The organism is Cyclobacterium sp. L-R (assembly GCF_056859355.1).
Genome location: NZ_JBSXOH010000020.1, coordinates 1 through 13,832 on the forward strand (window position 1 = coordinate 1; position 13,832 = coordinate 13,832).

Annotated in this window: 8 protein-coding genes; 3 read left to right on the top strand and 5 right to left on the bottom strand. The window is 35.9% G+C overall.

Annotation, left to right across the window (positions count from 1 at the left end):
* Nucleotides 1-229 precede the first annotated feature (229 nt).
* From AC13EX_RS01175 to AC13EX_RS01195, 5 genes are all read right to left on the bottom strand, one after another.
* The gene (locus AC13EX_RS01175; protein ID WP_482891215.1) at nucleotides 230-2,287 is read right to left on the bottom strand and encodes an alginate lyase family protein; all 2,058 of its coding nucleotides are present in this window, start codon (nucleotides 2,285-2,287) and stop codon (nucleotides 230-232) included.
* A gap of 80 nt (nucleotides 2,288-2,367) precedes the next feature.
* On the bottom strand, nucleotides 2,368-2,952 hold the full coding sequence (locus AC13EX_RS01180) for a HEAT repeat domain-containing protein (protein ID WP_482891216.1): 585 nt from the start codon (nucleotides 2,950-2,952) through the stop codon (nucleotides 2,368-2,370).
* 187 nt (nucleotides 2,953-3,139) lie between these two features.
* On the bottom strand, nucleotides 3,140-3,310 hold the full coding sequence (locus tag AC13EX_RS01185) for a type II toxin-antitoxin system antitoxin (protein ID WP_084011612.1): 171 nt from the start codon (nucleotides 3,308-3,310) through the stop codon (nucleotides 3,140-3,142).
* Nucleotides 3,311-3,313: 3 nt separating this feature from the next.
* On the bottom strand, nucleotides 3,314-3,799 hold the full coding sequence (locus AC13EX_RS01190) for a hypothetical protein (protein WP_482891217.1): 486 nt from the start codon (nucleotides 3,797-3,799) through the stop codon (nucleotides 3,314-3,316).
* Between the two features lie 2 nt (nucleotides 3,800-3,801).
* Nucleotides 3,802-4,650 carry an SPFH domain-containing protein gene (locus AC13EX_RS01195; RefSeq protein ID WP_482891218.1) on the bottom strand — a complete coding sequence of 283 codons (849 nt, stop codon included), beginning with the start codon at nucleotides 4,648-4,650 and terminating at the stop codon, nucleotides 3,802-3,804.
* 378 nt (nucleotides 4,651-5,028) lie between these two features.
* Between AC13EX_RS01195 and AC13EX_RS01200 the strand changes: the two genes are divergently transcribed.
* From AC13EX_RS01200 to AC13EX_RS01210, 3 genes are all read left to right on the top strand, one after another.
* Entirely contained in the window at nucleotides 5,029-6,258 is a 1,230-nt protein-coding gene (locus AC13EX_RS01200; RefSeq protein WP_482891219.1) for an MFS transporter, read from the top strand.
* Between the two features lie 190 nt (nucleotides 6,259-6,448).
* Entirely contained in the window at nucleotides 6,449-7,564 is a 1,116-nt protein-coding gene (locus tag AC13EX_RS01205; RefSeq protein ID WP_482891220.1) for a mechanosensitive ion channel family protein, read from the top strand.
* A 987-nt stretch (nucleotides 7,565-8,551) separates the two neighbouring features.
* Nucleotides 8,552-13,129: a malectin domain-containing carbohydrate-binding protein gene (locus AC13EX_RS01210; RefSeq protein WP_482891221.1), complete on the top strand. Its 4,578-nt coding sequence runs from the start codon at nucleotides 8,552-8,554 to the stop codon at nucleotides 13,127-13,129.
* Nucleotides 13,130-13,832: the final 703 nt, after the last annotated feature.

The following is a 13,832-nucleotide window of genomic DNA, read 5'->3' on the forward strand; positions in this document are numbered from 1 at the left end:
GTTGCAATCGCAAGAAAATCAGGCTGTTTGGAGATTTTAGCATAGCACCGCTATGGTGAAATTGAAAACAGCAACGAAGTGGCTGATTTTGAAGCGATTTCAGCACGTAATAGATTGTCTATTGCATATTTCGGGTTTAAGTCGGAATGTATTATTAAACCCATGACCTTTCTCAACCCACACTCATCCTTTTTCTAGGAATCTGTAGGAATTGAAAGGGAATAAGATCCTATCGCTTTTGGAATTTTATGTTTTTGCTATCGGTAAAAGGAATGGTGAGTTCCCATTTAGCACCTTTACGGTTTACTTCTATTGTTATTCCTTTCTCATTCTCACCGACTATTTTCGCCCTTGTCATTACCCTATCTACATTTCCAGGGGTAGGAATCAATAACCATACAAAGGTAGAACTATCGGCTATCTCACTGGTGTAAATGCTGGCCACATTTGGCTCGTAGAGGTTATACTCAGAACTATACCAACCCTGAATTTCAGGCTCTTCCTGACCTTTGATCATTTGGATGTCAAATTTGGCATTGCCTACAGGCATTACCTCAAGACTCCCTTCATCATACCCCCCCACTAAGGATTGCCCAATACGCTTAACCTCAGCATCTGGATGCCAATGCCATAAGGTACTAATAGACCGAGGTTGATCTGTACTGATTCTATCTACAACCACCCAGAATTCACCTCTGACATAAAAAAGACTACGATTGTGATTAGCTTGCCCTTCCAAATCAAAATATTCCCCGAAAGAGGAAGATGCAAAATCATAATCCCCCGTAATTTTCACAGCCTGGCTTTCAACTGCTGTTTCAGCAAGTTTTGGTCCTGGCTTCTGAACTTTCCCGTCAATTAATACTAAATTATGACCTTTACTACTCAGCGCATAGGGGCGGAATTTATTAGCCACCTCACCTGTGTAGGCATATCTACCTGCATCTACTAGAAAATCCTTTCCATAAGCAGTGACGGAAAGATGTAATTTATCATTGTGTTGGTGACCGCTACCCCATGGCCCTATATCAAAAAAGGACCAATGCGCCATAGAATCATAGCCACTTCTAGAAATTAGCTGACCTGCCCAAGGGATGAGGTAAGAGGGGCCTTCTTCAGGTTTTACTCCTTGGCTTCCATTACTTGCTAGATAGGCCCATTCTGGGTGATTGTATTTCTCCGAAGCACTTAAAATGATTGCCCTATCACTTCCTCTGTCCCCATCGTTATTCAAAATCCTGTGCCCATCTGGCCTAATCGCTCTTGCAATGTACCAGTACATGTCTTCGATGGTTTGATTAAAATACTCTGGAAGTTCTCTCCCTGCCTCATCACATAGGGTCTTGAACAATTCGAAACTAACCATTGACACATTGTGGTAATGCGAAGAAAGTTCTGTTTGAACTCCATCCGGATAAACCTGTCCCCTCATACTTTCAACCATCGTATCTACCGCATAATCCATCCACTCTTCAGAAGCTTTGTATTCAGGAAAGTAGGCAACCACAGTTGCAAGAGAGGATATTTCCATGGTCAACCAATTGTTTCCACCATGAAAGTTCCTATTGTAATGTGCATGATCAGGAAGACTACTCAAAATCAACAGGCGAGTAGCTGGAGAAATATACTCACTATCCAACATGCCATAAAAAACCCTTGACCAGGTTTTTACTCGGGCCGCTACTTCAAGTCCTCTCCAAATGGACTCGGATCTTTTCTCTGCAGGATAAGGCATGCTTGCCAAGATAAAATCCCTCAAAAACAAATCCATGTATTCTGCATACTTGGGATTCCCTGTTTTAAAGTAGGCACCCATCACATTAGAAAGCTGGCTGTGTCGATTGGAAAGCCAAGCCCATTCCTTGTCATTGTTTGGTCCTTTATAATACCAATCCCGATGCCCATTGTCCAACAAAGGAACTTTTCCTTTGACATTTTGAATGGTAAACACATTCTTTAATATGGTATCTGCTTCAGCTACCGTTTGTGAGGAAATTTCGGGCAGAGTTCTCCTTAGTCCCATTCCATTATCGGACACTTTATAGTAAGCCAATAATTCATTGGCAGCCAGTACCCAGTCCCCTTTGGTGGTGGCTGCTTTTACTTTTTCTAAACCTTCAAGATCTAAATTTATATGGTCAAAGATTCCTTTTACTGTCCCTGGATAGGAATGGTATAAATCCTTTACAGAAGTAATCTCTTTCCAATTTTGCTGTGCAAAGGAAATTTGAAATGACAATAAAAATAAAATCAGTAAAAAGTAATTTTTGGTTTTCTTTGGGTTCATTGTTATTCAATTAAGTCGATATATAATAGCTTTTTAACCTCGGTAAAAAAGACAAACCATAGTTTATTAGAATCTATGGCTCATTCCTCTTCATCAAGGATTTCTTTCAGTTCCGCCAAAATAGTGGCTGATTCAGCTTTTTTCAATTCAAAATCATCACCATTCGAAGCATTGTTAAGAAAATGGTTAAAGTGTTTTTCTGCCTTTTTCAGGGTTCTTGGAGTGATGTCAAATTCGGCATAATCCAGATGGACCTTGGCAAGGGTAGCGGATTTAAAATTACCAAAAAGGTAGATACGAAATAAGTCAACGAACTTATCAATAATATCAAATTCTTCAATAAGCGACACAAGTCCGCCATTCTTATTCTGGTTGGCAGGAAGATGAATCACTTCAAAAAGCGCATCCAAGGAAGCTTGTTTATTGTCCATTAATGCAAGCACTTTTGTGGCCAAGAAGGCATCATCCATATCACCATTTTTTAGCACATGAATCAATTTTTCTTGTATTTCGCTCCCTCCTATTCTAACCAGTTGCTCACCATATTTCATGGGTTCGTCCTTGGACTTATCCAATAGATTATCAATCAACTTATCTATATTGCTTTTTTCAACCATATCCAATTTAGGGTAATAACTTGTTCTTACTTCAATCCTCCAAAACAAGCTATCTTTCTTTACAACATTTACCTGCAATGCTATTCATTGCTGAATCAACCAACAATAATACTATTACAACAAGTACCTTACAAACTATGCTTGTTCTATTTTAAATTTTCCTGCTTGGGTTATCTAGACTTTCTAATCTTTTCTGGATTAAAATTCATCATTTAAAATAAGGATGACTTAAATTTCACTTGTTCTCTTCTTTCGACTTTGGTAACCTGCCTGCTTTTTTCAAAGCATCATGGATCAACCATTCTAATTGTCCATTGGTGCTCCTGAATTCGTCTGCAGCCCATTTTTCCATGGCTTTCATCAGCCGTTCATCTATGCGCAGGGCAAAAGGTTTTTTTTGTGCCATAAATTATTGCCTTTCACATCTCCATTCTTCCCATGCCTCCAGAATTTTATCTGGATTTCGGGTACTCAACACAAAACTACTATCTTTCAATGAAACTCTCACTACATATGCTGTGCTGAATAGGTATTTCCACTCCCCTTTTAGATCGTAATGAAAACCTAATCCTCCCCCAGTCAAAATCGGGCTTTTCTTTATTTGTTGGATATTCTTCACTTCTTCCCACTTGTATTTTCTCCAAGAATTAATAAAAGGAGAAATTTTATAAGAAAGCCCTGAAGGCTCCAACCTGATCACAAGCTTCATACTAACAATCAACAAGCCTATAAGCATTGATATAGCCAAGACAATTGCTATAACCATATAGCCTGTAGAATCTAGGCCTTCAATAAAACCTCCTAACAATCCTACAGCAATTACCAATAGCTGAATACCAAAAAAAACAGGTACAAACCAAGTATCTTTCAAAGTCTGCGACTCATTGTATACCATAATTATTGATTTAATGTACCCACATTTACAACAGGACTTGCATTTTTATCAGAACACAATACAACCATCAGGTTACTTACCATGGCTGCCTTCTTTTCATCCTCAAAATCAATGATACCTTTTATTTTCAGATCTTCCAGAGCCATTTCTACCATCCCCACTGCTCCATCAACAATCATTCTCCTGGCCGCAACGATAGCGGTAGCTTGCTGTCTTTGCAACATGGCTGATGCGATTTCGGAGGAGTAGGCCAAATGAGATATTCTTGCCTCAATAACCTTTATACCTGCATGCTGCAACCGTGCGCTTATTTCATCTTCAAGAGATTTGTTAACATCCTCAACCCCTGAGCGAAGGGTCACCTCTGCATGCTCGTCTTCAAAATTGTCATAAGGGTAAGTTCCTGCCATTTTACGAACAGCAGCATCAGCTTGTAAATGCACGAAATTTTCATAATCATCAACATCAAATGAAGCCTTAAAGGTGTCGGCTACTTGCCATACGACTATGGTTCCAACCATTACTGGGTTACCTATTTTGTCATTCACTTTTAAAGGTTTGTTTTCAAAATTTCGAACCCTTAGAGAAATTTTCTTCTTTGTCATGAATGGAATTACCCAAAAGAAGCCGTCGCTTTTTACCGTTCCCTTATATGAACCGAAAAGAAGTAGCACCATTGCCTTATTTGGCTCTACGATAAAAAATCCTGGTATTATAAAAATGAGCAAGATTACAGCCGGTACAAAAAGAAAGGGGATTTTACAAATGAAAGCAAACACTAGGATTGCCAATAAGAATAAGGTCAAGAATACCATTGAGTATCCCGACTGGGGTTTAATTGTCTTTTCCATATTATTTTAATATTATAATGATATCATTTCAAATATATAAAAATTAATTAATATTTCCATTAGATCAAAATAAAAATACTGATCATCAACTATTTAATCACTAAAATATTGAAAAGGACAGAGCTTTATTTAAATGAAAACTATTAGAATAGCGCTTATACCATAATAAAATAAAAAAAATTATAGAAATTGAAGAAAAAAAAGCTGGACAAAAACATAAAACACATATATTCAAGCAATTAAAGCCCTATTATCCAAAATTATAATGATAATTTATTTAAAAGGGCAGAAGGTAAATTCATTTTTTTTTATATTGTCCAATTAATTTGATTAACCATCTAAAAAAACATATTACATAAACTTCTAAACCCAAATTCAATGAACGAAAACATTAACAAAAGTGCACTCTTTAACGGGAGCTGTTTTGCACTTATCACCACCGCTTTCACCTTTAGTATCCGGGCTGGTATCTTACCAGAACTTGGAGAAGAATTCGGACTATCCGCAACCCAATTGGGATTTATCAATTCAATGTGGTTTTTGGGTTTTCCCATTTCCATGATCATTGGTGGTATAGTTTACCACTCTTTTGGTCCTAAAAATATTATGAGAGTGGCATTTCTTGCACATACTCTAGGTATTTTATTAACCATTTACGCGGGTGGCTACACCACCTTATTGATTTCCACCCTATTTATAGGCTTTGGAAACGGTTGTACAGAAGCCGCTTGTAACCCTATGATTGCTGATATGTACTCTGGGGTAAAAATGAACAAAATGCTAAACAGGTTCCATATGTGGTTCCCTGGAGGTATCATGGTAGGTGCGCTAATCTCTACCTTTATGACTGGGCTGAACTTAGGATGGGAAGCACAAATGTGGGTAACCATGATTCCTACAGTTATTTACGCCTATTTATTCTTTGGTAAAACTTTTCCAAAAGCAAAAGTCGAAGGTTCAACTTCCCTACTCAATAATTTCAAAGCTTTATTTAGTCCTGTATTCCTATTCCTTTTTGTTTGCATGGCCTTTACAGCTATTTCCGAATTCGGACCACAACAATGGGTGAATATCATTTTGGCTAACAGTGGTGCTAATGCAATGATTATTTTGGCCTTGACTACTGGAGTAATGGCCGTAGCAAGGTTCTTTGCAGGACCCGTTGTAGCCAAACTTGGTCAAACTGGTGTGTTATTATTAGGAGCTATTTTAGCCACAATAGGTATTTACCTATTCAGTATAGTAACCGGACCTGCAGCTTATGTAGTAGCTGTAATATTTGCCCTTGGAGTGGCTTATTTCTGGCCAGTTATGGTAGGTGCCGTTGCGCAGAGAGTTCCACTAAGTGGCGCATTGGGATTGTCCATCATTGGTGGTATCGGAATGTTTTCTACTGCAATTTTCCAAGGGGTAATCGGTGGCTGGATTGATTCAGCCAGAGCTGAATCAAGTGCTGAAGGATTAACAGGAGACGCATTAGAACTAGCAGCCGGTCAAGCCACGCTCCAAAACATGGCTTTCTTCCCAATAATATTAATCGTACTCTTTACAATTTTCTTCTTCTGGCAGAAAAACCCTAAAAAGACTGAAGCAGTAAGCCCTGTCTGATTTAGTTAAAAAATTATTAGGTACTAAAGGAGTCACAAGTAGGGTGACTCCTTTTTTTTTGCTTATCACACAGGGATAACCTTTCGAAACATTGACAACAATATTAAATGTGCTTTTATTGAACTTTTATTTAATAAAATATGGTTCTACTGTTTTATTAACTGTCTTAAACATTAAAAACCTTCTCAATATGTTCGAAGAATATCTGACTTTAGAAATAGGAAATAATACTACTAAGGATTATCTGTTGGCAATTGCCTTTATCGTAATTGGCATTTTGATTGTCAGGATATTTAAAAAAACCTTTTTACAAAAAATTAAAAAGCTGACTCAAAAAACATCAACTAATTTTGATGATTATTTGATTGAAGCTATTGAAAAGTTTGTTATTCCTGCCCTATATATTTCAATAGTATTTTTCGGCATTAAAACACTGACTATATCTGGTGGTTTTAGGGACATTATTTCCAATGCCCATAAAGTAATATTGGCTTATTATATTGTGAGACTTGTATCCAACGTCTTAATTCTATTACTAAAAACCTGGGTAAAAGAACAGGAAAACGGAGAAGAGAAAGTCAAACAAATAGGTGGTATAATACTTATTATTAATGTATTGATATGGGGTCTAGGTATTTTATTCCTATTCGACAACCTTGGTTACGATGTGACTGCTATTGTAACAGGAATGGGGATTGGTGGTATTGCGGTAGCCCTCGCTGCTCAAAACATTCTAGGTGATCTATTCAATTATTTTGTCATATTCTTTGATCGACCTATTGAGATTGGTGATTTCATAGTAATTGATGACAAAAATGGCGTTGTCGAAAAAATTGGAATCAAAACGACAAGGATAAAAACGCTTTCTGGAGAACAGCTTGTTGTGGCCAATAGTGATTTAACCAGTTCTAGAATTCACAATTACAAAAAAATGCAAAGGAGAAGAATTCTCTTTGGCGTAGGAGTAAGTTATGAAACAAATTCTGATGATTTAAAGAAAATCCCAGGAATACTCAAAGAAATTGTTAACCATCAGAAACCTATAACCTTCGATAGAGCTCACTTTAAAGAATTTGGAGATTCCAGCCTAAATTTTGAGGTAGTTTACTATATAGAGGACGCTGCTTACAATACCTACATGGACATTCAACAACAGATTAATTTCGAGATTTTTGACAAATTTCAGTCTATGGGAATAAGTATTGCCTTCCCAACACGCACCTTGTACCTTCGTAACGAAAACGATCAAGAGCTTAAAATAAACTCCATTACTAACCCTGAAAAAGTGGACAAAGCAAAAGATTAAGAAGTTAGGCCCTTGAATTAATACATTAGTGTAAATCCAAATTCAATCAAATTTGGGTTTACACTTTCTTCAATTCAATTCAGTAAAAAACGTCTTTTACTTGGTAAGTCATAATCACCAATAATATATTGTTTTAATCCTACTTATTTTTTTTATCACTGCACTAATTTCTCCGCACTCTTCAATAAGGAACGCTAATCCCAACCTCCCCTAAGCTTAAATAGAGCAACAATTCAATTAACTGGATCAAAAGAAAAAATGCCCATCTAAAAGAAAGACTGAATCTAGAAAAGAATAATTAATTGTTTAGGTAAGCAATTTCACCAAATTTTGATTAAAATATTACAATAATTAAAATTTTATTGAAATAATTCTTAATTTATCGATCAAAATATTTTGGCTCCCAATTAATAAGTTTTCGTCAAAAAATCACCTTAATTAATTAAGATACTTATCAATAAAAATCATAAAATAATTTAATCTTTCTACAATAAATAAATAAACTTGTTGAAGAAATAAACACAATGTGGGGTCTACCCACATATACATTGAAGATTAATTACCCAACTGATCAATTAAAATAAAAAAAAATAAAATAATTCAATGTTAAAAATTGTTTACTAAATGCATTTTAAGTAGTATTACATACTAAATATTAGGTATGAAATAAATAATGAGTAAAAATTGCTAAATAAACACACCAACAAGAATTGCCATAACTCATAGATTTAACTAGAATTAAATATTTGGTACGAAATTTCATTGCACCACTATGCTTACTTAACAATTAATTACCCAAAATAGTAGGCAGTTCAAGTGCGAGAATAATCAGGTTAGAAGGGACGGAGATAAAGTGGAGAAAGCCAACTAAAAAGCTCCACATGAACAACCTATCCATATCTTATGATATTGGATGAAATATTTGTATGCGTTTTCAAACCTAAGTTGATTAAATATTAGCAAACCACCAACTAAATACGAGTCCTAATGAATAGCACATTACCAAAGCTAGTCCTATGTTTCAGCTTGACATTATTGAGCATAAAGGCAAGCGCTACAGATTACTATTTTTCAAACGAATCGGGGAATGATTCCAGAAGTAACACACAAGCACAAAATCCCGACACCCCCTGGAAGTCTATTAACAAATTAAATGCCATTTTTGGTAGTTTAAAGCCTGGAGATGCCATTTATTTTAAAAGAGGTGAAACTTTCTATGGCACAATAAAGGCAACCAAAAGTGGTAGTCCTGGCAGTCCCATAAAAATAGACGCCTATGGATCAGGGGCTAAACCCATAATAACTTCCTTTGAAAAGGTGAGCGGCTGGGCATCTATAGGAAATGGTAGGTATGAGAGCACAAATACTTTTCCAAATTATGAATCAAATATTGTAACAATAAATGAACAGATTTACGAAAAGGGTCGATTCCCAAATAGCGACGGACCAAATGGTGGCTATTTGAGTGTTTCCTCTTTTTCTGGAAACTCTTCAGTTAGCAGCAATGAACTGTCAGGAGCACCTAACTTCAGTAATGGTGAGATTGTCATAAGAAAAAATCAATGGATTTTGGATAGACACCTCATCAAGTCCAATTCAGGTTCAACTATAAACTACCATGGGTCTGGAGCATACAACCCTACTACAGGATTTGGATTTTTCATTCAAAATCACCTTTCCACACTTGACAAATTCGGCGAGTGGTTTTACAACAACAGCAGAAAATTAAATATTTATTTTGGCAATACTAACCCAAACAATCACACCGTCCGAGTTGCTACATTAGAAAACCTTCTCGTAAAGTCTTACAATGTAGATCATTTGTTGATACAGAGCCTTCACTTTAAAGGTGCCAATAAAGATGCCATTTATATAGGAGAAGGAAGGGATGTAGTCATTAACAATACCGACATTGAATTTTCAGGAGAGAATGGCGTTACATCACTAAACATCAAGGAATTAGTTATAAAAAATAGTAGGATTAATTACTCCTTAAACACAGGACTTAATTTAAGGTACGGTAATGATAATGCTATCATTCGAGACAATATTATTGAAAACAGTTTTCCATTTCATGGCGGAGGTCAAAACGAGGATAATAACGGCAATGGAATATTTGTTTCAGGTAATAATGTACTCATTGAGAACAATATTGTAAAACAGACTGGATTTAACGGGATTCATTTTAACGGAAACAATATTTCTATCAAGAACAATCTAATACAGAAATTTTGCCTCTTAAAAAATGACTGTGGTGGAATTTACACTTTTGGTGGCAACACAGTTACCAACTTCAGCAACCGAGTTATTGAAAGTAACATAATAATAGATGGCTTTGCTACAAATTATGGCACACCCAATTACGCAAAACAAAACCACCACCCACAAGGCAGTGGAATATTTTTAGATGATAATGTAAATAATGTTTCCTTAATTAAAAACACCATTGCAAATACAACATATTCAGGACTTAAAGCATCTAATGTTTTTAATGTAATCGTTAAAGACAATACTTTTTTCAATTCTTATGTCCAAGCATTGGTAGGAAATAGCGAAAGAGGAACAGACACCCGAAATGTGACCTTTACAAGCAATATACTCTTTTCAAAACACACTGACCAACACTCTTACTACATCAATTCTTATAAGGATGACATACCAAGTTTCGGCACTTTTGAGAGCAATTATTTCGCCAGACCTTTAGGTGACAACCACAGTATTTACCTTTCTTATTATAAAGACAATAAGAAACACATGGAAATCAAAGACCTAAACAATTGGAAAAGCACTTTTAATAAAGACAAAAATTCCGTTACACTTATACAGGATATATTTAAACAATTTAGCCTTAAAAGTTTTATTGGGGAATTGCTGTATGACAATCTATCTTTTCTAAATGGCATTAATAATTTTAATTGCAATGACTGTACACAATCTTGGGATTCCAATGGGATTTTGAGCGGGTCCATCAAAATCAATAGTCCTGGATATTCCTCAGCTCTAGCAAGAATTAGAAGTGTTGAAAAAAGCAAAACTTACGTTGCGAAATTCAAAGCCAAAAGTAATAAAACTGGGAACCTTAGAGTCGTTTTAAGATATGCTGGAACTCCTTGGGAAATTGTTTCTCCCGCTACGGTAGTAGAATTAGGAACTGAAGCAAAAGAATATTCAGTTCTATTAAAGCCTTACGCCAATGTTTCTGAACCAGTAATTATGTTTATTTCTGATGTTGGAAATTGGGAATACTGGATTGACGATTTAGAAATAAGAGAAGCAGATGTGGAAATAACTGATCCTGACAATGTATTTCTCTTTGAATACAATGCTACTAAATCAAAGAAGTCAATTTCTTTGGATGGAACATTTAAAGACGTTAAAGGTGTCTCTTACACTGGTTCCTATCAAATAGAACCTTATTCTTCTGCCATATTAGTAAGAACATCAGAGGCCACTCCTCCTCCTCCAGTCTCCAAACCTGATATTCAACAAGAGGTGAAAATTACTACACCAAGTTCCAATAGTAGTTTTGAACTCGGAGAGAAAATAGAACTGATAGCCGAAGTAACGCCTAATCAAGACAACATTAGCAAGGTCGCTTTCTACAATGGCAATCAACTTATTGGTAAAGCTTCAGAACAACCCTATAAGCTCAGCTGGGGAAATGGGGATGCAGGAAACCATCAAATTACAGCAATTGTTGTCAATAACAACAACACCACGGTAGCTACTTCAGCTCAAATAGCTATAAAAATAAATGCTGAAATCCCTGATTCTGAAACTGGAAACCCAATCGGAGACTCTTATTCCTTACACCTAAACATTGGATCAAATGATACGAAATCCTATGAAGGAAATACGTTTATTTCATTAGGTGAAGCCGATGGGTCCACTGGTAGATCCAACTCCTTAGAATTGAACACTGGAGAAGGTAGCATTTTTGAATCCATTTCATTTAATGAAGATCTTGAGTATAAAATCCCCATCCCTAACGGCATCTATACGGTAAAAACTTACCATCAAGAAGTTCACTTTGGGCTTAATGGTGTCTCTGGAAGTAATGGCAAAAGGGTATTTGATGTGATCCTTGAGGGACAAACCAAATACAAAAACCTAGATCTGTACGCCTTAAGTAAAAATCAAAAGGTAGTATTAACCCATGAAGACATTGAAGTTAAAGACGGCATTTTAAACCTTAACTTAATTGCTTCTGCAAACAATGCCATTATCTCAGGCATCTCAATTATAGAGAAAGGTACAGCAGCACCAGTAGAATCCATAGAAGGTGCAAAGTTTATAAATGTAGGCGGTCTTAAAGATGAGAAATACAATGGGGACTTATTTGTCTCTGATTATATTGACAAACATTTCTCATCATCTGGAATTTATGAAAACATTGCTTCCTCTAATGAGCCTTTATTTCAAACCAATAGGTTTTCAGAAAACCTGATCTATACGATCCCAGTCAAAAATGGTACTTATAGAGTTAAAACTTATCATATAGAAAACTATTTTGGAGTATCTAACCCTGATACAAGAGAAGGGTTAAGGGTATTTGACATATTCATGCAAAATCAACTGGTAAAAAGCAATCTTGATCTTTATGCTACAAGTGGAAATCAGGAAACTGTTTTGGTCTTCAACGAAATTATAGTAAAGAATGGTGAGCTTAAAATCGAACTTAAAGCCTCTGTTAACAATGCCCTTTTATCAGGAATAGCGATCATCCCAATGAGTGGCATTAGCAACCCTTCAGAAGATTCCTTCTTTATAAATGTGGGAAGCGAAGCGGATACCAAATACAATGGAGTTGACTTTGTCTCAGAAAATAGTGTTGGGCAAATACCTTCTGAATCAAACCTATACATTGTTCCTTCATCAAGTTCAGATCAATTGTACCAATCTAATCGTTACGGGAGATCACTAGATTATAAATTCCCTGTGTCGAACGGGAAATACACAGTTATTACCTACCATAATGAAAATTATTTTGGTGAGATAACTAATACAACGGGTCCGAACAACAGGGTATTTGACATCTTTATTGAAAGTGTTAAAGTAAAAGGCAATGTCGACCTCTACATAGAAAACACAAATCGACCCGTTGCTTTACGATTTGAGAATATCGACGTTTCAGATGGCGTTTTAAACTTAAATCTCAATGGAGTAATAAACAATGCTTTGCTATCCGGAATTGCTATTTTCCCAAGTGCTAAGGATAACCTAGGTAACACAAATCTAAGACAGATAATTGGCGAAGCTGAAGCGTTGTCAACCCTAAGCGAAATGAGAGAAGATGGAATTCAAAATACCTATGAAAACAAACTCTATCCTAATCCTGCTGTAACTTCAGCTACCCTTGAAATAGGGAAAGAGTTAGGGAGATTTTACATAAGCATTCACAATATGAATGGTCAGCGAGTTGATTATTTTGATTCAGAGAGCATTGTCAATTCAGAAGGAAAATATGAAATACCTGTTCACCACCTGAAACAAGGTATCTATATTATTACTCTTTCATCAGAAGCTGAAATACTTGAAAGGATGAGACTGGCTGTCACACCTTAAAACAATTTACTTTCTCTAAAAAAGACCTTGAACAACTTCAAGGTCTTTTTTTTTGTTTCTCACGTAGAGTATTCAATCTTACACTTTAACCCGAAATATGCAACAGACATTCTATTACGTGCTGAAATCGCTTTAAAATCAACCACTTCGTTGCTGTTTTCAATTTCACCATAGCGGTGCTATGCTTAAATCTCCAAATAGCCTGATTTTCTTGCGATTGCAACACTTCCCGTAAAACGGGACAGGCTTCACCCCTGACTATTGTCAGGACGGAGAAATCCTATTACATAATCCGGGTTTAATTTCACAGATGCCTAAGTTTCTTATAAAATGATTTTGAGTTTAATACTATGGGTTTAAACCACGCAACTTGCCAAAGCACAAATCTACTTTAGATAGTTTATTTTTTAACCCAATACCTCCCCTGGAAAAGAGTAGAAATCGGTTTTTTTTCAACTTTTTACCACCTGTATAAAGTTAATCTTTCCTTTTTACAGCTATTTTTCCGGCTTTATTCTTCTTTCGAATCCTGTTTATGAATGTTTTATCGCTTGGATTTCTGCAAGTCTGCAATCAAATGAGTCAGTAAAATCATCCAAGTCCAGCTATTTATTGAAAATATTTAAAAAAGTTATTTTTTTTTTGAAAAACTTTTTGCCCCTTTTTTTTAGATCACCGACAAAATTCAGAATTGCAAAAGCAA